Genomic DNA, 24,452 nt, shown 5'->3' with positions numbered 1-24,452 from the left:
GAGGCAGACGTCAGCGGGCGGCCGGCCGGCTTTCTTGTCGTCAGCCGCAGGTACCCAATTCACCACCGAAGATCGTGGGATCGTAGGTGACTGCCTCCGCCGGCACTTCCTTGACCACCTTGAGGAGGTCGAACTGGCTCGACGGGTTCTCGTTGCCGCGCACCACCAGGACGCTCTTGAAGCACTGGTGATCGGCACCGCGATAAAGCGTCGGGCCGTTGCCCATGCCGTCGAACTCGAAGTCCTCAAGCGCCTTGATGACCTCGCAGGGATAAAACGTTCCGGCCCGCTCGCAGGCGTCCGCATAAAGCAGCGTCTGAACGTAGCAGGTGTGCGCGGCCTGGGACGGCGGGAAACCGTATTCCTGGCCGAACGACTTGACGAATGCCTGCGAGGCGGCGTCCTGCAGCGACCAGTTCCAGTTGGTGGTACCGAGGATCCCCTTGATGGCGTCGCCCGCGCCCTGAGCCATCAGACGCGAGAACAGCGGCACGATGATCTCGAACTTCTTGCCGTTGACCATCTTGTCCTTGAGCCCGAACTGTACGGCCTGGGTCAGCGAATTGACCATGTCCTTGCCGTAGTGGTTCAGGATCAGCACGTCGGCGCCCGAATTGAGCACAGGCGTGATGTACTGCGAGAAGTCACCGGCACCCAGCGGCGTACGAACGGTGGCGACCGTTTCCCAGCCCAGGGCTTCGGTGGTGTTCTTGATCGACTCTTCCTGCGTCCAGCCCCAGGTGTAGTCCGCCGTCAGATGATAGGCGCGACGGTCCGTTCCCATCTCTTCCTTCAGTACCGGACCAAGAGCGGCGCCAGACATGTAGGCGTTGAAGAAGTGACGGAAGCCGTACTTGCGCTTGTCCTTGCCGGTGGTGTCGTTGGAGTGGGTCAGGCCAGCCATGAAGATGATGCCCATCTCCTGGCAAAGCGACTGCACCGCGACCGCAACGCCCGACGAGGAGCCGCCGGTGATCATGATCGCGCCGTCCTTCTCCACCATGCGCTTGGCGGACGAGCGCGCCGCATCCGACTTGGTCTGGGTATCGCCGGTGACGTATTCCACCTTCTTGCCGAGCACGCCGTTGCCCTTCAGCGCAAGCGGCTTCATCGTCTGCAACATGCCGCCGTCGCCCTCGCCGTTGAGGTGCTTCACGGCAAGCTGGTAGGCGCGCAGCTCATCCGCGCCTTCATCGGCATAGGCGCCGGTCTGCGGTACGTTGAAGCCGAGCGTGACGGAGCTTTTGTTGGTCGGATCGTTCGCGAAATTTTGCGCCCATGCGCCCCGCGAAAAAATGGTCGGGGTGGCAAGCACGAGGCCGGACGCCGCGGTCGCCTTGAGCAGGCTACGGCGGTTTACGGACGTAGTAAGGTCTTTCATGAATTCCTCCCGAAAGGCATAGAAGCCGGATTCTGCACCTTGCTGCCGTATTGTTTCCTCCAAACGATACGAGCCGGCCCCTCCAGGCCTCGGCGCAGAGGCACAATACATAGGAAATTTAAGTCGATTTACGCAATACGACCTTTGGCGCGGCCAAAGTCGAACAAAGAGCCTATTCTTGCGCTTCAGAATTTACATCGGATAAGAATTATCCGCATCCAGTATGGACATACCGCAATGCATCAAAACAGCAGAACACGGCGTCAGTATATGAATTTAGACTTTTGTCTAAGGGGTTTTTATCAATAGGCCAGCCGAGCCAAAAACCACAGGTTGTTCTTACCTCTACCGTATCTACCCGGCGCTCAGGCCGATAACGGGCGTACGAGATCTCCCGAGAGAAACGCTTCCAGCGCCTCGACTGTTTCGCGGTAGAAGACCGCATAGGTTTCTCGCGTCACATACCCCAGATGCGGCGTCATCAGGAGATTTGGGGCGGCATGAAGAGGATGAACCGCCGCCAATGGCTCCTCATCGAACACGTCGATACCCGCACCGCCGATATGCCCGCTGGAGAGAGCCGCGATTAGCGCCATGGTGTCGACAATGGGCGCTCGTGATGTGTTGATGAGAATGGCGTCATGCTTCATCAGCGCCAATTCGGACGCACCGATCAGCCCGCGGGTGCGCTCCGACAATTTCGTATGGATGGTCACGAAGTCGGAACGCCGCAGCAGGCCCTCCAGGTTTGGCGCACGTCCCACGCCCACCTCGGCGCAACGCTCATCGGTCAGGTTCTCGCTCCAGGCGATGACGTCCATGCCGAACGCCTTGCCGAAACCGGCCATCTGCGAGCCCAGCCTGCCGAGGCCGATGATACCGAGCGTCGCGCCGCGCAGATCGCGACCAACACCAACCTGCCACCCGCCACAGGTGAGCGAGCGCACTTCCGCCAGCATGTTCCGCGCCAGCCCGATCATCAGTCCGAAAGCGAGTTCCGCAGTGGCATGGCCCGGCGAATGCGTACCCGACACGACGATGCCGCGCCGCTCGGCCGCGCCCACATCGAGCGCGGCATTGCGCATGCCGGTCGTGACAATCAGCTTTAGGTTGGGCAGCGTATCGATGACCGAGGCCGGAAAAGGCGTGCGTTCGCGCATCAGGCAGACTGCGTCGTAGGGCTGCAGTTCGGCGACCACATCCTCCTCGCTGCCCAACGGCGTCGAATAGACCGTAACTTCGGCTCTGGCCTTGACCTTGCTCCAATCCGCAAAGGACAGGGCGACGCGCTGGTAGTCATCGAGAACCGCAATCCGCATGCTTTTCAGCAAACCTCCGACTGGTCTGGGGCCGAGACCCGACAGATAGAGAACATCGTAACGGCTGGAAACCGGAAATCGGTAGGGTCCATTGCGGGCAGAAGATCCGCAGGTTCTTCCAAATGCGCAGACGTCCAGACCGGAAGATCTCTCAGCTCAAAAGCATCGCGACCCGGTTCTGATAGGCGGTGGCCACATGGCGCCGTGTCGCCTTCTCAGCCGTATCGGGATCGCGCGCGGCGATCGCATCGACAATGGCTTCGTGTTCGACGATCGACTGGGCACCGCGTTCGGGCAGCGACAGCGTCGTGCCCTCGATCAGCGCCATGTGCACGCGCATGGTGTCGAGCAACTGGTTGAGATAGCGGTTGTGCGAGGAGCGATGGATGACACGGTGAAAGCGCCGATTGATGACAGCCAGTTCCACTGGCTTGTCCACCATGGCCCGCCCGTCTTCCACGAGCTGGCGCAGCAAGGCGATTTCCTGCGGTGCCGCATGGAGCGCCGCGCCGCGTGCAGCCGATCCTTCCATGACCTCGCGCGCGGCGTAAAGCTCGCCGATCTGGTCGTAATCAAGCGCGGCGACCACGCATCCCTTGTGTGCGTGATGGGTTACCAGACCTTGCGCCTCAAGCCGGCGCAACGCCTCGCGTACAGGCGTGCGAGATGTGCCAAAACGTTCCGCAAGGCGCGACTCGCGCAAGGCGTCACCGGGGCCGAGTTCGCCCTGTTCAATCGCCTCCAGCAGACGATCATACAGGCTTTCGGGATTGGCGGGCGTGCTCTTCATGTGCACCAGTGTATACGATTGTTCGCATGGTCGCTAAGTGAATACGATGCGGACGTAATGTTCCCTCCGCACGTTTCCGCCGCACTGTGGACAACAGCCCGGAAATCGGAGCGGGCGACACCCTGTCCTCGGCCCGCAACAGGCATCGGCCACCCCAAACAGGTGGCGTTTGGGGCAGCGTGATGCGCAGTGAGAAGCAAGCCCTCAGAGCACTTCGGCGAATGCCATCTGAAGCTTGCCGACAAGTTCGCCGATCTGCTCATCGGATATGATGAAGGGCGGCGCGAGCAGAACATGGTCGCCACGCCGACCGTCGATGGTGCCTCCCATCGGATAACAGATCAGCCCCGACTCGAAAGCCGCCTTCTTGACCCGGGCCGCGATCCCGCGCTCCGGCTCGAACGGTTCCTTGGTCGCGCGATCGCGCACGATTTCCACACCCCGGAAAAGTCCACGTCCACGGATATCCCCGACATGAGGATGCTGAGCGAAGGCGGAGTGTAAGGCCGCGTCAAGCTTGCGCCCCTGCTCGCGGACCCGCGCGACCAGTCCGCGTTCATCAAGCGCCTTGACCACGGCCCGGCCTGCGGCGGCGGCCAACGGATGCCCCATGTAGGTATGGCCGTGCTGGAAGAAGCCCGAACCGGCCGCGATCGCCTCATAGATGCGCCCTGAGCACAGCATGGCACCAATCGGCTGATAGCCGGCGCCAAGGCCCTTGGCGATGGTGATGATATCAGGGGCGATCTCGTCCTGCTCGCAGGCGAAGAACGAGCCTGTTCGCCCCATTCCGCACATCACCTCATCAAGGATCAGCAATATGCCATAGCGATCGCAAATCTCGCGGATACGCTTGAAATAGCCTTCTACCGCCGGCACCGCGCCGAGCGTCGCACCGACGACCGGCTCGGCAACGAAAGCCATGACCGTTTCCGGACCCAGCCTCTCGATCTCCGCCGCAAGCTCTTCGGCCACGCGCCGTCCGAATGCCTCCGGCGTCTCCCCCTCCGCCCGGCCACGGTACTCGTAACAAGGCGAGATATGCGATGTTTCCACCAGAAGTGGCGCGAATTGCGCGCGCCGCCAGGCATTGCCACCGGCGGCAAGCGCGCCAAGCGTGTTGCCGTGATAACTCTGGCGCCGTGCAATGACACGGTGGCGCCCGGGCTCTCCGGTTTCCACGAAATACTGGCGGGCGAGCTTGATCGCCGCCTCCACCGCTTCCGATCCTCCGGAAACGAGATAGACGCGATCGATACCCTCAGGGGCATGCTCGACAAGGAGGTCGGCCAGTTCTTCCGCCGCATCGCAGGTGAAGAAGCTCGTGTGAGCGAAGGCGATATCGTCAAGCTGTGCGCGGATCGCCGCCGCGACATCCGCGTCGCTATGTCCAAGACAGGAAACGGCGGCCCCACCGGACCCGTCGAGGTAGCGCTTGCCCGATTTGTCGATGATATAGCAGCCCTCGCCCTTCGCGGCGGCGGGCGGCATCAGACGCGTGGAGCGTCCGAAGATGTGTCCTGTCATTTTTTCTTCTGTTGCTTGTTCGTCGCGACGCCCATCAGGCGTTCGTGGCACGAACCACAAAGACGGATTGGTTGGCATGCCGCACGACCCGGGCGGCATTGGGGCCAAGCAGGTAATCCTTGAGTTCCGGCCGATGCGACGCCATGACGATCAGATCGCAATCGAGCTTGTCCGCCGCCTTCATGATCTCGTCGTAGATCGTGCCGTGGGCAACGTGGCCCTTCGCCCCATCTGGCGTATCCTGCGCGCCCATGAATTCGGCGAGCGCGGTCCGCGCCGCGTCCAGCGCCTTGGCTTCGTAGCCATCGGGGAAGAACGATCCCACGATCGACATCGAATAGGTCGGCACGACGGTGAGCAGATGTAGTACCGCCCCGCTGGCCCGCGCGATATAGGCCGCATCCCCCAGCACCTGCGCGGCGACAACGGTGTCCTGCAGATCGATGGGAACGAGTATCCGCTTGTACATTCGGCTTCTCCTCAGAATGCCGGAACGGTCTGGCGCCTGCGTTGTAGCATGACCACGAAACCGAGCAGCGCCAGCGCAGGAATATAGAAGATTTCCTTCGGCATCCTTTCCGCTTCCGTCTCTATTTTCGCGACCTCCACGGGCGTATCGCCATAGAAATCGTAGCCTGAGAGTTTCTGGAAGAAGGGTGTCCCGGGGAACGGCTCTTCAAGAAGCGCCTTGCCGTCCGCCTCGCTGACGACGAGGCCGGCGCGCTTCAGCCGCTCCGCCCCATCGCCCGGCGCCCCAAGACCGACCCGCACCGTGAGCGTGTCCGTCTTGCCGGTGTTGAAATCCGGTCCCTCTATGACGAACCGGATATCCCCGTCCGCGGGCGCATCGCGCGCCATTTGCAGAATCTGCGCTCCGGGATGATCGACAAAGGGGGGCTCCAGATAGTCGAGCCAGAACCCGGGCCGGAAAAGCGTGAAGGCGACCAGCAGCAGCGCCAGCGATTCCCATATGCGGCTGCGGGCAAGAAAGTAGCCCTGTGTGGCGGCAGCGAACAGAAGCATCGCTACGACCGCAACGCAGAAGATGAAGACCGCCTTGAGCGGCGTGACGTCGATCAGCAGCAGCTCCGTGTTGAACACGAACAGGAACGGCAGCAGCGCGGTGCGGATGTCGTAGGCAAACCCCTGGATACCGGTGCGGATCGGATCACCACCCGAGATCGCAGCGGCCGCGAAGGCCGCCAGCCCAACCGGTGGCGTATCATCGGCCAGGATGCCGAAATAGAAGACGAAGAGATGAACCGCCACGAGCGGCAGGAGCAGCCCCGACCCCTCCCCCACCGACACGATCACCGGAGCCATCAGCGAGGAGACGACGATATAGTTCGCGGTTGTCGGCAGACCCATGCCAAGCAGCAGGCTCATGACGGCGACAAGCAGCAGCATGGCCATCAGGCTGCCGCCGGACAGGAACTCGACGAACTCCCCCACAACCTGGTGCAGGCCGGTCAGCGACACTGTTCCGACGATGACACCGGCAGCGCCCGTGGCGACACCGATGCCGATCATGTTGCGCGCACCCGCGATCATGCCTTCGACAAAATCGCCCCAGCCTTGCCTGAAGCCCGCGGCAAACGCCCCCTGACCGCGCATGAACTGTTTCAACGGACGTTGCGTCAGCACGATGAAGATCATCGCCATCGTCGCCCAGTAGGCCGACAGCGTCGGCGACAACCGCTCGATGAGGATGCACCAGATCAGGATGACGATAGGCAGAATGAAGTGAAAACCGGTGATCGCGACATCCCACGGACGCGGCAGCACGTCGATGGGCGTGTTGGGATCGTCCGGTTCCAGATCGGGATGGCGCGCGGCAGCCGAAAGCAGCGCCAGATAACCGGCGAGGAACAACAAGGTCGCGCCCCAGAAACCCATTCCCGGAAGGACAACCTTGATCCAGCCAAGCCCGTAATAGACGACGATGGCGATGACGGCGACGAAGAGAAAACCGAACAGCACATTGGCGAGCCGGCTTGCCAGCGTGCCCATCGGGCTGGGGCGATCCAGCCCCTTCAAGCCCAGCTTCAGCGCCTCAAGGTGCACGATGTAGACGAGCGCGATGTAGGAAATGACGGCGGGCAGGAAGGCGTGCTTGATGAGTTCGGGATAGGAGACACCGGTGAACTCGGAGATCAGGAACGCGGCCGCGCCCATGACAGGCGGCGTCAGCTGACCGTTGGTCGACGACGCCACTTCAACCGCGCCGGCCTTTTCCGCCGTGAAGCCGGTGCGCTTCATCAGCGGGATGGTGAAGGTGCCCGTCGTCACCACATTGGCGATGGAGGAACCCGAATAGAGGCCCGACAGCGCGGAGGCGACGACAGCGGCCTTTGCCGGCCCGCCGCGCAGATGGCCGAGCAGCGCGAAGGCGAGCTTGATGAAGTAGCTGCCGGCGCCGGCCTTTTCCAATAGCGAGCCGAACAGCACGAACAGGAAGATCATCGATGCGGAAACGCCGAGCGCGACGCCGAAGACGCCTTCCGTCTGCATCCAGTAGTGCCACAGCGCCTTGGAATAGGAGGCCCCCTTCCACATCAGCGCATCCGGCATGAAGGACAGGTGCCCGAAGAAGACGTAGAAGACGAAAACGGAGGCGACGATGACGAGCGGCAGGCCCAGCGCGCGGAAGACAGCGATGGCGAGCGTCACCATGCCAAGCGAAGAGAAGACCAGGTCGGCTGTCGTCGGCAGCCCCGCGCGCCCCGCGATATCTTCCTTGAAATACAGCAGATACAGGCACGCCGAGGCGCCCGCGAATGCCAGCACCCAGTCGTAGAACGGCACACGATCACGCGGGCTGGACTTTAGCAACGGATAGGCGAGCATCGCCAGCACAAGGGCAAAGGCCAGATGGATCTGACGGGCTTCCTGGTTATTGAAGACCAGATTGATTCCCGTCAGTTCCGTGAGAAAGAAGGGCGTGCTCGAGGCGATGTAGAGTTGGAAACACGACCAGACGAAGGCCAGTGCCAGAATGATCTTTCCGGTCACCCCCGCGCAATGGCGCGCACCGGTTTCGACCTCGGCGACCATCACATCGACATCGGGTGCCGCGCGGGGACTGTTCTGCCGGTCCGCGGTTTCGTTGTTCATGACGCTCCCTCATCGCCCCGGATGAAACGAGACCCGGTCAGCCACAAGACCGCCCCGGTGTGCCGGGCCGGCATGTTTCAGATCATTGAAAAAGCCTCCCGCGACGTACCGGCGCGGGAGGCTGAAGGGACGGCTACATCCAGCCGCGTTCCTTGTAATACCTGATCGCACCGGGATGGAGCGGAGCGGACAGACCGTCCTGATCATCTCCTCCTCCTTAAGGTGGGCAAAGGCGGGGTGCAGCTTCTTGAAGTCGTCGAAATTGTCAAAGACAGCCTTGACCACCGTGTAGACAACGTCGTCGGGAACGTCGGCGGAGGTGATGAACGTGGCGCCAACGCCGAAGGTGGTCACCTCCTCATCGGTCCCCTTGTACATGCCGGCGGGAATGGTGGCGATGCGGTAATAGGGGTTGTCGGCGACCAGCTTGTCGATCGGCGCGCCCTTGACCGAAACCAGCTTCACGTCGCAGGTCGTGGCCGCTTCGGTGATCGCGGCAGCCGGGTGTCCGATGGTGTAGATCATGGCGTCGATCTTGCCATCGCACAGAGCCTGGGCCATTTCAGAGCCCTTGAGCTCGGCGGCGAGCGAGAAATCGTCCATTTTCATGCCGTAGGCATCCATGACGACTTCCGTGGTCGCGCGCTGACCGGAGCCCGGATTGCCGACATTCACCTTGTGGCCCTTGAGCCCCTCGAAGCTGTCGATACCGCTATCGGCCCGCACGATCAGGGTGAACGGCTCGGGGTGCACGGAAAAAACAGAGCGCTCCTTCTCGAACGGCCCCTGATCCGCGAACTTCGAGGTGCCCTTGTAGGCGTGATATTGCCAGTCGGACTGGGCGACGCCGAAATCCAGCTCGCCTGAGCGCACGGTGTTGATGTTGTAGACCGAGCCGCCCGTCGACTCCGCCGAACACCGAATGCCGTGGGTCTTGCGTTCCTTGTTGACCAGCCGGCAAATGGCACCGCCGGTGGGGTAGTAGACGCCCGTGACGCCACCGGTACCGATCGAGATGAAACGCTGATCCGCCGCCTGAGCTCCGCCGGCAAGGGCGAATGCAAGCACGGTTGCTAAGAAAGCCTGACGTCGGTTCATAGTTACCTCCAGAATTGTTTGTCGGGCAGAAATCAGTAAAGCTCCATAGAAACAGACGTATTCTTTTTGTCAATGACGCAGGACGCCTGCTTCACGCAATGGGGAGCGAGCCTTGAACGCCGCGATACGATCCACCGAGGAATTGCGGAGAGACATTAGCGAAATCGTCGAAGGCGGCTCTCCGCAAGTCTCGGCATTTGCAGCCTGGGTACTGGATAATTACCAGGAAGTGGCGTTCCGGTCGCTGCGCGCAGCAGCGGGAGCAGCCTCGGTCAACCCGAACTCTGCGGTAAGGCTTGCCAAGGCACTGGGCTATGCCGGTTACGATTCGTTTCGCGCCGATATCCAGTCCGCGTTGCGCGAAAACTTCGTGCCCTACTCGAAGCGAGCCCACGCGCTCACCAGACGCAGTGGCGCCGACACCTGGGAATCCTTGCGAAAAGCGACCAATGCCAATCTGGCAGCGGCATTTTCCCCGGGAATGCGGACGCTGCTCGCAACCTGCGCACAGGAGCTGGTGACCGCGCGGCGGATCTACTGCATCGGCGTCAGGAGCTGCTTCTCGCTCGCCCACTACTTCACCTATGTCGGTGCGATGGCATTCGCGAACATTGTCCACACGCCCAACGAGCCCGGTGGCATCATGGACATGGTGTCGCAAGCCGGCCCCCGGGACATCGTCATTGCCATCACCTATGCCCACTATTCCTGGGAGGTGGTCCGTGGCGTAACGATCGCGAACGAATGCGGAGCCCGGGTCATTGCCCTGACGGACAGCATGGCCTCTCCGGTCGCCCGAGGCGCCTGGAAGGTCGTCCCCTTGCCGATGGCCGGCCCGCATCTCATACCGTCACTGGCGCCTGCTCTCTCCATCATCGAGCTTCTGCTGGCCGAGATGGTCCTGCGCGCACCGGATGCGGAGCGCCGTGTCCACGATTTCGAAGAGCGCATCAAGCGCTTTCGCGGCTACGTTTTGTCGGATCCGACAACCGGCAGGTGACGCGCGATCGGGAAACGACGCCCCGATCCGCGCTTCATACGGCAGTGGCACCGTAGCTGGCGGCGCGGGACGCCTGTTCCCTCAGCCCGGCGGTTGGCGCGACCGATACCGTGCCATCGGGCAACAGGACCACTGCGAAGAGATCGCGGGCTTCCCCCACCGTATAGCGGCCAAGCCGGACATCCTGGGCGACCGCTTCCGGATCGCGCTCGAGCGGATCGCCGTAGCCACCGCCTCCCGGAGTTCCGACCCGCACCCGATCGCCCGGCTTTAACGGAATATCCTGCGCTTTGGACAGATGGGCCGGCACGATCGCCTTGCCGTCCTGATAAACGGTGACCGTATTCGGCGTGCCGTCCTTGCCGCCGAGTGCGCCCTGCGGGCCGAAGCGGCCGTGATCCATGACGAAGCTGGCGGTGGCGTGGCCGCGCCTCAGTTCGATCTCGTAATCCAGCCCGAAGCCCCCGCGATGCTTCCCCGCGCCGCCGGAGCCTTCGCGCAGGGCATAGCGGTGATAGAGAACGGGGAATTGCTGCTCCATGATCTCCACCGGCGGCGCCTTGGAGATACCGATTGTCGAGCAGCCGTTGGAAAGCCCATCATGATCGCTGTTGCCGCCGTAGCCTCCTCCCGAGATCTGGTACATCACGAAATCCCGGTTGCGGTCGGGATCATGGCCACCAAGGGCGAAGTTGCCCGAGCTTCCCGCCGGCGCCGCCGTGACCCGGTCCGGCAACGCCTCGACGAGCGCGGCGAACACGGCTTCCGCGATACGCTGGCTGACCTCGGCCGCGCAGCCTGAAACGGGACGCGGATAATGGGCGTCGAGGAATGTGCCTTGCGGTGTCTTCACCTTCAGCGGCTCGAAGGCACCGGCGGAGATCGGCACGTCAGGGAAAATGTGACGCATGGCGAGATAGACGGAGGAAAGCGTCGTCGCCAGAACCGAGTTCATCGGCCCCATGCAGGGCTTCGAGGACCCTGAGAAATCGAAGCTCAGTTCACCATCCCGCGCCGTGATGGCAAGCCGGATCTCGAGCGGTTCGTCCACCACACCGTCGCTGTCCACGTAGGCGCGCGAGTGATAGACCCCGTCGGGGATGAGGCGGATGTTGGCACGCATCTGTTCCGCAGCCCGGCGCCGCAACTCCGCGATCGCATCGCGCACCACGTCGTCGCCGTAGCGATCGAGGATCCGGCCGAGCCGCTTCTCGCCAACCAGCAGCGCCGCGGCCTGCGCCTTGACGTCGCCGATGCGCTGTTCCGAGACGCGGATGTTGGAACAGATGATCGAATAGATCTCCTGATCGAGAACCCCCTTCTTGAACAGGCGGACCGGCGGCAGACGCAGACCTTCCTGCTCGACGGACGTGGCCGAGGCTGAGAAACCGCCCGGCACCGCGCCGCCGGTGTCCGGCCAGTGACCGGTGTTCGACAACCAGCAGAAGATCTCGCCATCCCGATAGAACGGCATGGCGAAGCGCACATCCATCAGGTGCGTGCCGCCGAGATAGGGGTCGTTGACGATATAGATGTCGCCGGGTACCGGCGCCGGTACCCGGCCCTCGGCGATCATCGCGATCAGCGTCCGCGTGGACGCCTGCATGGTGCCGACGAAGACCGGCAGGCCACCGGCACCTTGCGCGATCAGCGAGCCGTCTTCGGCCGAATAGATGCCGTCGGAGCGGTCGTTCGCCTCCGCAATCACCGGCGAGAAGGCCGCGCGCGAAAAGCTCAGGTCCATCTCGTCGCAAACCTGTTGCAGACCCGACTGGATGACGCTGAGTGTGATCGGATCGAGGCTCATGCGTCGTCTCCCCAGGCGTTCGCCGCAAGCGTGATGATGATGTTGCCGTCGCCGTCCTGCACGCCCCGGTCTCCAGGCTCGATGACGATGGTGGTGTCCATTTGCTCGACGATGGCCGGCCCTTCGATTTCCGCATCAAGCGGCAGATGATCGCGCCAGTAGACGGGCGTTTCCCGGAACCCGTCGAACCAGACCCGGCGCATTCCCGTGCGCGCCTCCTCAAGGCTCGCCTTGCGGCCATGCGGATCGATCAGCAACGAAAGGTCGATCTCCTCGCGACGCCCGACAACGGAGGTGTTGACGTTGACGAGGCTTGCCTTGATCTCCGGCAATTCGACGTGGAAGCGGCTGAAATAGGCGTCCTCGAAAAGCCGCTGGAGATCCTCCAGGCTCGGCCGTGCCGTTTCTAAGGGAACGCGCAGAAGGTGCGTCTGGCCGATGAACTGCATGTCGACGGAGCGGATTTCCTTCAGCTCGTCGATACGCACGTTTTCCTTTCCGATCAGCGCCCGTCCTTCAGCCGACTGTTGATCGAAAAGCGCGTGGACGGTCTCGATATCGAGAACCTCCAGCGGCTTGTTGACTGTGTTGACGAAGTCGTGCCGGAGATCCGCAACGACACAGCCCAGGGCATTGGTGATGCCGGGTCGCGCCGGAACCAGCACGCGCGGCACGCCGAGTTCACGCGCGATCGCGGTCGCGTGCAGCGGCCCGGCGCCGCCAAAGGCAAAGAGTGCGAAATCGCGAGGATCCTCACCAAGGCTGACCGACACCATCCGCACCGCGTCCGCCATGCGGGTGTTGGCGATCCTGAGAACGGCGGCCGCCGCCTCGATCGCATCGACACCGAGCGGGACCCCGAGCTTCTCGGCAAAGATCGCCTCGATATCGGCCAGCGAAACCTCGCCAGAGACCGAGTTGAGCTTTTCCGGGTTCATCCTGCCGAGCAACAGGTTCGCGTCCGAGATGGTCGGACGGACACCGCCACGCCCGTAGCAGATCGGCCCCGGCGTCGATCCGGCGCTTTCCGGGCCCACCTGAAGCAGCCCCGCCTCGGTCACCCGCGCGATCGAGCCGCCACCGGCCCCCACCGTGCGCACGTCGACCATGGGCACATGAATCGGCATGGCATATTCGATCTCGATCTCGTTGGAGACCGCAGGCTCTGCATTGCGGATGAGAGCGACGTCGGTGGAGGTGCCGCCCATGTCGTAGGTGAGCAGATCGGGGATACCGGCGCGCCGGCCTGTGGTCGCCGCCGCCATGACGCCGGAAGCAGGTCCCGACATCACCGTCTTCGCCGCCTCGATCGCCACCCGGCGCGCCGACACCATGCCGCCATTGCCGTTCATCACCAGAACGTCGTGGCGAAACCCCTCCTGCGCGAGCTGATCCGCCAGCCGTTCCACGTAGCGACGCAGCAGCGGCTGGACGGAGGCGTTGATCGCCGCGGTCACGCCACGCTCGAACTCACGGCTTTCCGAAAGCAGCGCATGGCCAAGCGTGATGTTCTCGTTGGGCCAGACTTCGGCCGCGATCTCTCCGGCGCGGATCTCGTGCGCCGGATTGGCATAAGCATGCAGAAAATGGATGACCAGCGCCTCGCAGCCCTGATCGAGAAGCGCCTTCAGCGCGGCGCGCAGCGCCTCTTCGTCAAGTGGCACCAGCTCGCAACCGTCTGCATCGAAGCGTTCCGGTACTTCCAGTCGCAGGTTGCGTGGGATGACCGGCACGAAATGGCCTTTCATGCCATAGGCATGGGGCCGCGTACGGCGGCCGAGTTCCAGTACATCGCGAAACCCCTGCGTGGTGACAAGACCGGTCTTGCACAGGTTGCGCTCCAGAACGGCGTTCGTCGTCGTCGTGGTGCCGTGGACGATGAGGTCGAGCGCAGCCAGATCCGCTCCCGCGGAGTGGAGCGCGTTGAGAACGCCGAAAGCCTGGTTATCGAGGGTCGTCGGTGTCTTGGCGAGACGCACCTCGCGTTTGCCCGCATCAAAGAGCACCAGATCGGTGAAGGTGCCACCCACATCGATACCGGCCACCAGCGACTGGCGCTCGGGCAGATCGGGAGAGCCGGCCTCGTCGCCGGCATTCAGGGGCGGGACGGCCCGGGTCGACACGCTCATGGATTGGACTTCTCGTTGAATGAATGTGGTCGGGAGGCCGGGCGCAGACGCCCGGCGAACTTTTCCGCGAATGGTCCGGCCCGGATCAGTGCGCGGCGGAGCATTCGCGGATGGCTTGCAAGACCTTGTCCGGCGTCGCCGGCATATGCCGGACCTTCGCGCCGGAGGCATCGGTAATGGCATTGATGATCGCGGGGGCCGTCGGGATCAGGCAGTGTTCCCCGAGGCCCTTGGCGCCATAGGGCCCGTGTGCGTCGCCCGTTTCCAGGATCAGCACGTCGATGGGCGGCACGTCACCGATGGTGGGGATGAGATAGTCGTGCAGGTTCTCGGTGCGGCCTGGCAGGAACTCTTCCATCAGCGCCAGACCGATGCCCTGCGCCACGCCGCCATGCACCTGACCTTCGACCAGCAGCGGATTGATCGCCTTGCCGACATCATGGGCGGCGATGATACGGAGCAGCTTCACGGTACCGAGCGCCATGTCGACCTCGACCTCCGCCATCTGCGCGGTCGTGCCGAAGACGGCGTAAGGTTCACCCTGCCCGTTCTCGTCGAGCGGCGATGTCGGCGGATCGTAGCTCTCGATCGTCTCCAGCACGTAAGAGCCGTTGTCGGGTTCAAGCGAGGCGATATCGATCACCCGCTCTCCTGCGGCATCATGAGCAATGATCGTCGCCCCGATGATTTTCAGAACGGCACCGTCCGACACGTTACCGAGCCGAAGGATCCGCGCCCTCAATGCCTCGCCGCAAAGCCGGGCCGCATTGCCGGTGATGAAGGTCTGGCGGCTCGCCGAGGTCTTGCCCGCATCCGGCGTGACATCCGTGTCCGGACCGACCAGCGTTATCGCCTCCACCGGAAGCCCCAGCGCCGTCGCGAAGATCTGGGTGATGACGGTGTTGGAGCCCTGGCCGATATCGGTCGCGCCCTGATGCAGCACGACCTTGCCCTCCTTCGTGATCCCGGCACGGATCGTGGAGGGGTTGGACATCGACGTGTTCCCGCACCCGTACCAGCCTCCGGCAACGCCGACGCCGCGACGAACCTGCCCATCCGCCGACGCATTGAACGCTTCCGCCTCGGCGACCACCCGCTTCCAGTGCGGTTCCAGCGCGTCAAAGCAGTCGATGATGCCCATGCCTTGCGTGAAGACCTGGCCGGTGACAGTCGGATCGCCGTTTTGAAGCGCATTCCTGCGGCGAAATTCAAGCCGGTCGATCCCAAGAGCGCGGGCGATCTCATCGTAGAGGGGTTCCTGCGCGAGCGCGGATTGCGGCACGCCAAAACCACGGAAGGCCCCGGCCGGAGCCGTGTTGGTATGGATGCCGGCACTGCGCGCCACATAGTTGGGCGTGCGATAGGGGCCCGACGCATGGATCGGCACGCGGTTGGCGACCGTGGGCCCCCAGCTCGCATAGGCGCCTGTATTGAACGTGCCGTCGAACTCGACGGCGAGAATTGTGCCGTCGGCCGTCGCACCGATCTTCATGCTGATTTCGGACGGATGCCGCTTTGTGGAAGAGGCGATGGATTCGCCGCGCGAATAGGTGATGCGCACGGGACGGCCCGTCAGCCATGCGGCGAGCGCAGCATAGGGCTGGGCGGTAAGGTCGAGCTTGGACCCAAAGCCGCCGCCGACAGCTGTCGGAACCACCCTGATCGCACGTTCCGAAAGCCCGAGGAGACCGGCGAGACCGGCCCGGTTCATGTAGGGTGCCTGCGTGCAGCAATGAACTTCCAGCCGCTCGCCGCGCCGTTCGGCATAGGCCGCCTCCGGTTCGATATAACCGTGCTCGATGAAGCCGGTGGAAAATGTCCCCTCGACCACCACCGACGCTGCCGGCATGGCAGCTTCCGGATCGCCATGCCTGACAAACCCACGACACATGACGTTGTTGGCCCGCGTCTCGTGCAGGTTCGCGACCTTCGCCGCCTCATTCGGCACCAGCGCATGCGGCAGCGGCGTCCAGGTGACCGGGAAGGCCGACAGATCGAGCGCGGCGACTACATCGGCCTGGCCGACGACAGCGGCGACCGCCTCGCCCTTGAAGCGGGTCTCGCCTTCGGCGAACATCGGCTGATCCTCGAAACCGGGGATGACGCCGAAGCGATTCTGGCCGGGAACATCCGCCGCGCTCATCACCAGATCGAGCCCGCTCACGCGCCTGTAGGCACCCAGATCGCCCAGCTCGAAAGCGGCATGGTGATGGGGGGAACGGATGACCTTCACGACAAGGGAGCCCGCCGGCGCCACGTCGTCGCCGAAGCGTTCGCTGCCCGACACCTTGGGCCAGCCGTCAATGCGGGCGATGGCGGCGCCGACACCAGAGGTGATCTCGCCAGCCCTTGCCTCAACGGGGACGGGTTCGGCCTTGCCGTTCACGTCCATCACCGCATCGATGATCTTGCGATATCCGGTACAACGGCACAGGACGCCACCCAGCGCATCAAGAACCTCGGCCTCTTGCGGGGCGCTGTTTTCGCGCAGCAGGGCAACGGCCGAAACCATCATGCCCGGCGTACAGATGCCGCATTGCGCCGCCTGGTGCCGCTGAAAGGCATCCGCGAGCGCCCGTGCCTGCGGGTCATTGGCGACGAGCCCGGCCTGCGTTTCGACATGCGCGCCATCGACCTGTCCAAGCGCCGTAGTGCATGAACAGACCGGAAGGCCATCAACCAGCACCGTGCAGGCACCACAATCGCCGGCATCGCACCCAACCTTGACATCCTTTGCCTCGCCGCGCTCGCGCAACGCAAGGGACAGCCGCGCCGCCGGCGAGGCGTCGAGATGAACGGGCTTTCCATTGAGCAGGAACGACACGCCGGCCGGCGCTTCCACATCCACGAGTGCCAATTCAAGCCCCTCCCCTTGCGGCCTTCACGATGGCGCGGCAGATCAATTCGCGCGCCGCATTGCGCCGGTAGGAGGCGCGTGCGCGGACATCATCGATCGGCGCCAGTCCTTCCAGATCCTCCTCCCCGAGACGTGCCTTGAGGGTAACCGGATCGGGCGTGACCCCAATGAGCCGCGCTTCCGCGCCCGGCAATCGCGTGGCGACCGCAGAGCAGGCCCCGACCGCGATACCCAGGCCGCTGATCGTACCGGCCGCATCGAGTTCGAGAGCGACGGCGACCATCGCGATGGAGATGACCAGATAGCGCCGCGCGCCGAGTTTCAGGAAGGCCGAACACGTCTTCGGCCGATCCGGAACAAGGATCGCGGTAACGAGTTCACCGGGCCGCAGTTCGGTCTTGCGCACGCCGGTGATGAATTTCGAAAGCGGAAGAACCCGCACCCCCGCGCCGCCGGAGATTTCAACCTGCGCATCGAGGGAAAGAAGGGGTGGCACGCCATCCGCAGCAGGTGAGGCATTGCAGAGATTGCCGGCAACGGTTCCCGCATTCTGGATCTGGATAGAACCGACCTCGCGCGCCGCCTGGCGCAGACCATCGAACATCGCAGGCAGATCGGCTTTGGCAATATGGGCCCACGTCGTGGTTGCACCGAAACGCCACAGATCATCTTGCTTCATGATGCCGGAAAGTCCGTCGACACGGCTCAGGTCGATGACCGGCTCGCACAAGGTCTTTCCGCCCAATGCCGGAAAGAAATCGGTTCCGCCCGCCAGAATGCGGACAGGGCGGTCCGCCATCAGGACTAGGGCACTCTCAAGCGTCTCCGGCCGGTGGAACTGCATTGTCTCCCTCAACGCATTCGTTTGTATGCTAACGAAGTAGAACCGCAACGACCGAGACCTGTCAAGGCGATGGCGGAGGCAGGTATGCGTAAATTTTCAGCACGCCTTTTTGGTTTGCATGGCTTGCATTTTTCATTTGTATACTAACAATAATCGTCCCTGACGGCAATCACCTTACCCTACGTTCCACTTCCCTGCGTCCCAAGGCCCGGAGAAACAGATGTCCGATACGCTTGAGAGCGATCCCCCCATTGTCGAAGGAAAGCCCTCCCCCTTCGCCGTTCCCGCCGGTTGTTTTGCCCTGTCGGTACGCGAGGTGCAGCATTACACGGACCGGTTGTTCCGCTTCAGGGTGTCGAGGCCCCGGGAATTCCGGTTCCGCTCCGGCGAATTCGTCATGATCGGCCTGCCGAACGCCGAAAAACCGGTCTTCCGTGCCTATTCGATCGCAAGCCCTGCCTGGGACGAGGAACTGGAATTCTTCTCAATCAAGGTGCCCGACGGCCCGCTTACCGAGCATCTGCAGAAGATCCGCGAAGGCGACACGATCCTGATGCGCAAGAAGCCGACCGGAACGCTGGTGAACGATGCACTTGAACCCGGCAAACGGCTTTGGATGTTCTCGACCGGCACGGGCATCGCCCCTTTCGCCAGCCTCATCCGCGACCCCGAGACCTATGACAAGTTCGGCACGCTCATCCTGACCCACGGATGCCGCCTCGTCGACGAACTGAAATACGGTCAGGACCTCGTTGCTGCGCTCAGAGAGGATCCGCTGATCGGCGAACTCGTGGAAGGCCGGCTCATCCACTATCCGACAGTCACCCGCGAACCCTTCGAGCACCAGGGCCGGATCACCGATCTCATCACCTCCGGCAAGCTTTTCGAGGATCTCGGCCTGTCGCGCATGGGGCCCGAGGACGACCGCGCGATGATCTGCGGTTCGATGGCCATGCTGAAGGACACAAAGGAGCTTTGCCTCTCCCACGGGTTGGAAGAAGGGGCGAACAACAAGCCCGCTCAGTTTGTTGTCGAGCGCGCCTTTGTCGACTGATTTTCTTCGGAATTCCGATCGCGTGACGCGATTTTCGGCATTCCTGCCCAGCAAATCAGCGAAGTCGCAACGTAAATCCCGTTGACGGGATTTTCCGAAACATGTTTGCATACTAACAAATGGAGGGGTGAGAGTGACAGCCGCCACCGGCAAACCGGAAAAGATCCGCTGCGACGCCTGCCCGGTCATGTGCTACATCGCCGACGGTCGCTCCGGCGCCTGCGACCGCTACGCCAACGAGGACGGCAAGCTCGTCCGCCTCGACCCGCTGAAGATCCTGGAAATCGCTGCCGAGGCCGGCGGTGAGGTCGTCCCCTTCCTTGAGCGCGAGTGGGATGGTGAAATCGTCCCCGGACCGCAGACCTTCGTCACCGCCATCGGCGCCGGCACCACCTATCCCGATTACAAGCCCGCCCCCTTCATCGTCGCCTCGCAGACTGCCGGCGTGGACATGGTCACCGTCGTGACCGAGGGCATTTTCAGCTATTGCGGCGTGAAGCTGAAGATCGACACCGACCGGCATCTGGGTGACGAATGCGCGCCCGTACGCGCCGACGGCGAGGTCATCGGCCATGTCACCACCTCCGAATACGGCAGCCAGATGCTGTCGCTGGGTGGTGTCCACCATCTGACCGGAGGCTCCAAGAAGGAAGGCCGCGTCACCTGTTCCACAATGTTGGCGCTGTGCAACGGTGAGACAGCCGACCTGACAATCGATGGCGGCACGGAACTGACGGTGCAGGCTGGCAAGGCCCCGGTCATCAACGGCGCGATCGAGGAGCGCATGCGGGTCGGCTGCGGCTCCGCCACCGTCGGCATGTTCGCCGCGCAATGGAAGGGCCTGGTGGACGAGGTCGTCGTCGTGGATGATCACATCACCGGCGTCATGTCCGAACATCAGGCCGGCAAGGTGATCGGCTGGCAGCCGACCGGCATCAAGATCAACGGCCGCCGCTCCACCCCGGGACGTTATTTTCAGGTCGCGGAGCCCGGCACCGGCTGGGGTGGTACAAACCTGACGGATCCGCTGAAGATCATCGGTTCGTTCGATCCCAGGACGGCCAGGCCCGGCTTGTCGCTGCTGATGGTCTCAACCACCGGCGAGCACGCGGCCTATTTCGAACTCGACGAAAACCTGATGCCTGTTGAAATGGAAATGCCGGAACGACTCCAGCCCTCGGTAAAGCGCATCGAGGAGAATTGCGAACCGGCATTGACCTCCGTTCTCTTCATGGCGGGCGCCGGCGGGTCGCTGCGCTCCGGGGTAACCGAGCACCCCGTCGGCCTCACCCGCTCGGTGCAGAAGGCGCTGACCTACGTTTCCTCAGGGGGCGCGCCGGTGTTCATCTGGCCGGGTGGCGGCATCACCTTCATGGTCGACGTCACCCGCTTGCCGAGAAACGCCTTCGGGTACGTGCCCACACCGGCCCTCGTCGCGCCGATCGAATTCACCATGCGGGCTGACGACTACCGCGCTCTTGGCGGCCACATGGACTATGTCATGCCGCTGTCGGAAGCGCTGGAAGGCAAGACCGGGCGCCAGTCCGACCACATCCTGAAAGGACGGCGCGGGGTTACGCATTCCGGCGCCAACCCCTGGCCGACCGGCCCGGACAACTATCCCTGGAAAAGGGGCGCATGATGAGGAAACCGGCAGGTTTCGAACGCCCCAACGCTCGCCTTCTCGCCGACGGGCGACGGCTGCACCTGAGCCACGGCCCGATCGACCTCATCATCGAGGCTGATGGCGCGCCGGCGGAAGTGACCCGTGCCTATCGTCAGGCTCGCGAAGCGTTCGAGACGATCCTCCATGACCTTGTGCGCGAGTTGCCGTTGCTTCGTTCAGGGAACGCGAACCGCCCGCGGGGCACGGTAGCCCGACGGATGCATGAGGCGACGACCCCCTATCGGCCGGAGTTCATCACCCCCATGGCAGCCGTTGCCGGAAGCGTCGCCGACCATGTCCTGGCCAACCTCATCGCCGGGCGGGTCCTTTCGCGCGCCTATGTGAACAACGGCGGCGATATCGCGCTGCGCCTCAACGAAGGCGTCTTTCGCGTCGGCATCTGCGACGATCCCGTAACAGGAGCCGCCGGCGGCATGATTCTGGTACGGCCGGACGATGAAATCGGAGGCGTCGCGACCAGCGGCTGGCGGGGCAGGTCGCATTCACTCGGCATCGCGGATGCGGTTACCGTACTGGCCCCGAATGCGGCAAAAGCCGACGCTGCGGCGACCATGATTGCCAACAAGGTCGATCTGCCCGGTTCGCTCCGCATCGAACGCGAGCCGGCCCGCAAGCTTGCCCCAGATAGCGACCTTGGAACCCGTCTCGTGACCACCGGTGTCGAAAATCTGACCAGAGCCGAAATCGCAACGGCGCTTGACAACGGCGAGACTGCGGCCACCGGCTATCTGGAACGGAGCCTTTTCAAAGCCGCCTACCTGAGCCTTGCCGGCGATCGCCGCACGCTTTCGCCGGCTTCAACAATAACGCAAAACGCAGATCATATCCGGGAGGAACCCGTCTGTGCCTGAGCCTCAATTGCGCAAACGCGCCATCATCATCGAAGAAATCTTCCACGAAGGCGGCCCGGTCGCGGAAACCCCGCGTCGCCGCGCCGCCATCCTGGCGGTGATCAAGAACCCCTTTGCCGGCAAATATGTCGAAGACCTCACCGGCTTCATGGACGACCTGAAGCCGCTCGGATTGCAGATGACGAAGGATCTCGTCGACGCGCTCGGCGGTGATGTGAATGCAGTCGAGGGCTACGGCAAGGGCGCCATCGTCGGCGCCGCCGGCGAGCTGGAACACGGCGCGCTTTGGCATGTGCCGGGCGGTTACGCGATGCGCGAAATCCTGCCCGCCTCGAAGGCCATCGTGCCGTCGGCCAAGAAGGTCGGCGGTCTCGGCGCACGCATCGATATTCCCATCACCCACACCAACGCATCCTTCGTGCGTTCGCATTTCGACGCGATGGAGGTCGGCATTCCCGACAGCCCGCGCGCTGACGAGATCCTGCTGGCACTCGTCATGACGACAGGTCCGCGCGTCCATGCCCGCATGGGCGGGCTCAAGGCGTCCGAAATCAAGGGAGAAGACGGCCTGAGATAGTCAACTGCCAGCCGAAGGAGGGAGAACTCGGCATGGAATTCATCCGCAACGCCTGGTACGTCGCGGGCTGGGCCCGCGAATTCGACCAGGAGCTACGCCGCTTCACGATCCTCGACGAGAACATCGTCATGTACCGCAAGGCCGACGGCACCGTCGCAGCCCTGGAGGATCGTTGCCCGCACCGGCTCCTGCCGCTCTCCAAAGGCAAGCGCATCGGTGACGATATCCAGTGCGGCTATCACGGCATGACCTTCGATTGCGACGGCAAGTGCGTGCGCATTCCCGGCCAGTCCAATCTGCCGGCCTCAGCCTACGTCGAGGCCTATCCCGTCCATGAGCGTCACGACATCGTCTGGATCTGGATGGGGGACAAGGAGAAGGCGGATCCGGCCGAGATCTTCGACATGCCCGAATTCGACGATCCGAACTGGGCCGTCCACCAGGGCGATGCGCTGCACCTGAAGGCCAATTACCTCAACGTTGCGGAAAATCTGGTCGATCCGGCGCATGTCAGCTTCGTCCACCCCACGACGCTCGGCAATTCGTCCTCGGAGAACGTGCCGGTTCACGTCGCCGCCGAAGGCAAGGCCATCGTCGCCTGGCGCTGGATCCGCGATGGCGAACCGATCGGCTTCTTCAGGAAATTCGGCGGCTTTACGGAGAACGTCGACCGCTGGCATTATTACCATCTCTACACGCCCGCGATCGCCGTCATCGACTTCGGCTGCGCACTCACGCGCGATGCCATCGCCGAAGACGAACGCAACAAGGGCAACCGCATCTTCGCCCTGCACTTCATGACCCCGGTCACCGCCAATCACACGATCGATCGCTGGATGCACATCCGCAACACCGCTCTCGAGGATGATACGGCAGCGGAGACGATGGACGAGTTGCTGCGCGGCGCTTTCCAGGAGGACAAGGACGTGCTGGAGGCGATCCAGCAGGAAGAGGAACGCCCGCAGAAACGGCGGCCGATCCGCATCGCCATCGACAAGGGGCCGATGGTCTACCGCAAACGCATCAGCGAGATGGTCGAGCGCGAGCGGACCCAGGATCTCGCGACAGCCCCCACACCCGCCTTCGTCTATCACGACTGACCGATAACAACGCCTGCCAGAACCAGACCGGCTATAACCGGCATCCTTTCGGATACACAGAACGGTCGAAAAGGCCGCGCACGCGACAACCAGAAAGAGGGATCAATGAAAAAGCTCATCACCACAGTGGCCGCATTGGCCACAGCCCTTGTTGCGGGGAGCGCGGCCACGGCCGCCGACAGCATCAAGATTGGCGACATCAACCACTTCAAGCGGCTTGCGGCCTTCGCGGAGCCGTATCGGCAGGGTATCGAACTGGCTGCCAAGCAGATCAACGACGCCGGCGGTGTCCTCGGCCGGCCGCTGGAATTCATCCACCGCGACGATGACGGCAAGCCCGGCGATGCGGTCAAGATCGCCGAAGAGCTGATGACACGGGACGGCGCAGTCATGCTGACCGGCTCGATCCTGTCGAACGTCGGCCTCGCCATCTCCTCCTTCGCCGGCCAGAAGGGCTACATCTACCTGGCGGCGGAGCCGCTCGCCGACGACATCGTATGGAGTTCGGGCAACAAGTACACCTTCCGCCTGCGCGCCTCCACCTATGTTCAGGCCGCGATGCTGGCCGAACAGGCCGCCAAGACCGACGCGGTCAAGTATGCGACGATCGCGCCCAACTACGCCTACGGCAAGGCGGCCGTCGAGGCCTTCAAGAAGAACCTGAAGGCGTTGAAGCCCGATGTGGAGTTCGTCACCGAACAGTGGCCGGCACTCTTCAAGATCGACGCCGGAGCCGAAGTGCAGGCGCTGGAACGGGCCAAGCCCGATGCCATCTACAACGTGACCTTCGGCACCGACTTGCAGAAGTTCGTGCGTGAGGGCACCACCCGGGGCCTTTTCGAAGGCCGCATGGTTTACGGCCTTCTGACCGGCGAGCCGGAATATCTCGAGCCGCTCGGTGCCGAGGCACCGGAGGGCTGGTTCGTCACCGGTTATCCCTGGTACGCCTTCACCGACGGTCCGGCCAAGCAGTTCGTTGACGATTATGAGGCCGCCTATCCGGGCGAGACGCCGAAGATCGGCAGCCTCGTCGGTTACATGACCGCCAAGAGCATCGCCGCGCTCATCACCAAGGCCGGCTCCACGGACACGGACGCCATGCTGGAGGCCTTCAAGGATCTGAAGGTCGCAACGCCGATGGGCGAGATCACCTACCGTGCGCTCGACCACCAGTCGACCATGGGCGCCTATGTCGGCACCACGACCGTGAAGGACGACAAGGGCGTGATGGTCGACTGGTCCTACAAGGATCCGGCGCCCTACATGCCAAGCGACGACGAGATCAGGGCGATGCGTCCTGCCGAGTGAGCGGAGCGC

General features: G+C 63.2%; 17 protein-coding genes and 1 pseudogene. 7 read left to right on the top strand and 11 right to left on the bottom strand.

The genetic code is table 11. From position 1 onward, the window contains the following. Positions 1-40: 40 nt before the first annotated feature. The 7 genes and pseudogenes from C8N35_RS18010 to C8N35_RS17980 form a co-directional block, all read right to left on the bottom strand. A complete protein-coding gene (locus tag C8N35_RS18010; protein ID WP_107991228.1) occupies positions 41-1,381 on the bottom strand; it encodes a substrate-binding protein in 1,341 nt (446 codons plus the stop codon). A 365-nt stretch (positions 1,382-1,746) separates the two neighbouring features. Further along, on the bottom strand, positions 1,747-2,700 hold the full coding sequence (locus C8N35_RS18005; protein WP_107991114.1) for a D-2-hydroxyacid dehydrogenase family protein: 954 nt from the start codon (positions 2,698-2,700) through the stop codon (positions 1,747-1,749). 151 nt (positions 2,701-2,851) lie between these two features. After that, positions 2,852-3,490 (bottom strand): GntR family transcriptional regulator, encoded by a 639-nt coding sequence (locus C8N35_RS18000; protein ID WP_107991113.1) that lies wholly within the window; start codon positions 3,488-3,490, stop codon positions 2,852-2,854. A gap of 204 nt (positions 3,491-3,694) precedes the next feature. Beyond that, complete coding sequence (locus C8N35_RS17995) at positions 3,695-5,017, bottom strand: aspartate aminotransferase family protein (RefSeq protein WP_107991112.1); 1,323 nt, start codon at positions 5,015-5,017, stop codon at positions 3,695-3,697. Positions 5,018-5,051: 34 nt separating this feature from the next. Beyond that, a complete protein-coding gene (locus C8N35_RS17990) occupies positions 5,052-5,486 on the bottom strand; it encodes a universal stress protein (protein ID WP_107991111.1) in 435 nt (144 codons plus the stop codon). An 11-nt stretch (positions 5,487-5,497) separates the two neighbouring features. Beyond that, positions 5,498-8,131 (bottom strand): TRAP transporter permease, encoded by a 2,634-nt coding sequence (locus tag C8N35_RS17985; RefSeq protein ID WP_107991110.1) that lies wholly within the window; start codon positions 8,129-8,131, stop codon positions 5,498-5,500. Positions 8,132-8,264: 133 nt separating this feature from the next. Beyond that, positions 8,265-9,229, bottom strand: a pseudogene (locus C8N35_RS17980) (TAXI family TRAP transporter solute-binding subunit). A 112-nt stretch (positions 9,230-9,341) separates the two neighbouring features. On the opposite strand from C8N35_RS17980, the gene C8N35_RS17975 reads away from it, so the two are divergent. Next, complete coding sequence (locus tag C8N35_RS17975) at positions 9,342-10,229, top strand: MurR/RpiR family transcriptional regulator (protein WP_107991109.1); 888 nt, start codon at positions 9,342-9,344, stop codon at positions 10,227-10,229. Positions 10,230-10,263: 34 nt separating this feature from the next. Here C8N35_RS17975 and C8N35_RS17970 read toward each other — a convergent pair whose 3' ends face one another. The 4 genes from C8N35_RS17970 to C8N35_RS17955 all read right to left on the bottom strand — a co-directional run bounded on the left by C8N35_RS17970 (position 10,264) and on the right by C8N35_RS17955 (position 17,866). Beyond that, positions 10,264-12,036 (bottom strand): hydantoinase B/oxoprolinase family protein, encoded by a 1,773-nt coding sequence (locus C8N35_RS17970; protein ID WP_107991108.1) that lies wholly within the window; start codon positions 12,034-12,036, stop codon positions 10,264-10,266. Continuing rightward, positions 12,033-14,165, bottom strand: a complete 2,133-nt coding sequence (locus tag C8N35_RS17965) for a hydantoinase/oxoprolinase family protein (protein WP_107991107.1) — start codon at positions 14,163-14,165, stop codon at positions 12,033-12,035. Before C8N35_RS17965 ends, C8N35_RS17970 begins: the two co-directional genes overlap by 4 nt. Before the next feature lie 85 nt (positions 14,166-14,250). After that, on the bottom strand, positions 14,251-17,013 hold the full coding sequence (locus tag C8N35_RS17960; protein ID WP_107991227.1) for a molybdopterin-dependent oxidoreductase: 2,763 nt from the start codon (positions 17,011-17,013) through the stop codon (positions 14,251-14,253). 10 nt (positions 17,014-17,023) lie between these two features. Then, positions 17,024-17,866 carry an FAD binding domain-containing protein gene (locus C8N35_RS17955; RefSeq protein ID WP_107991106.1) on the bottom strand — a complete coding sequence of 281 codons (843 nt, stop codon included), beginning with the start codon at positions 17,864-17,866 and terminating at the stop codon, positions 17,024-17,026. Positions 17,867-18,086: 220 nt separating this feature from the next. Between C8N35_RS17955 and C8N35_RS17950 the strand changes: the two genes are divergently transcribed. The 6 genes from C8N35_RS17950 (at position 18,087) to C8N35_RS17925 (ending at position 24,443) form a co-directional block, all read left to right on the top strand. Then, positions 18,087-18,920 (top strand): ferredoxin--NADP reductase, encoded by an 834-nt coding sequence (locus C8N35_RS17950; RefSeq protein ID WP_107991105.1) that lies wholly within the window; start codon positions 18,087-18,089, stop codon positions 18,918-18,920. Positions 18,921-19,107: 187 nt separating this feature from the next. Then, positions 19,108-20,562, top strand: coding sequence for a 6-hydroxynicotinate reductase (locus tag C8N35_RS17945; RefSeq protein ID WP_107991226.1), 1,455 nt, complete (start codon positions 19,108-19,110; stop codon positions 20,560-20,562). Continuing rightward, positions 20,559-21,458, top strand: a complete 900-nt coding sequence (locus C8N35_RS17940; RefSeq protein ID WP_245926851.1) for a UPF0280 family protein — start codon at positions 20,559-20,561, stop codon at positions 21,456-21,458. The genes C8N35_RS17945 and C8N35_RS17940 overlap by 4 nt, the downstream gene beginning before the upstream one ends. Next, complete coding sequence (locus C8N35_RS17935) at positions 21,451-22,035, top strand: amino acid synthesis family protein (protein WP_107991104.1); 585 nt, start codon at positions 21,451-21,453, stop codon at positions 22,033-22,035. The genes C8N35_RS17940 and C8N35_RS17935 overlap by 8 nt, the downstream gene beginning before the upstream one ends. 32 nt (positions 22,036-22,067) lie before the next feature. After that, the gene (locus C8N35_RS17930) at positions 22,068-23,135 is read left to right on the top strand and encodes an aromatic ring-hydroxylating dioxygenase subunit alpha (protein ID WP_107991103.1); all 1,068 of its coding nucleotides are present in this window, start codon (positions 22,068-22,070) and stop codon (positions 23,133-23,135) included. Positions 23,136-23,240: 105 nt separating this feature from the next. Continuing rightward, the gene (locus C8N35_RS17925) at positions 23,241-24,443 is read left to right on the top strand and encodes an ABC transporter substrate-binding protein (RefSeq protein ID WP_107991102.1); all 1,203 of its coding nucleotides are present in this window, start codon (positions 23,241-23,243) and stop codon (positions 24,441-24,443) included. The last annotated feature ends 9 nt before the right edge of the window (positions 24,444-24,452 follow it).

The organism is Breoghania corrubedonensis (assembly GCF_003053845.1).
In the GTDB taxonomy this organism is placed as follows: domain Bacteria; phylum Pseudomonadota; class Alphaproteobacteria; order Rhizobiales; family Stappiaceae; genus Breoghania; species Breoghania corrubedonensis.
Note: the sequence above shows the minus strand (reverse complement) of the source record. Positions and strands in the feature narration are given on the sequence as shown.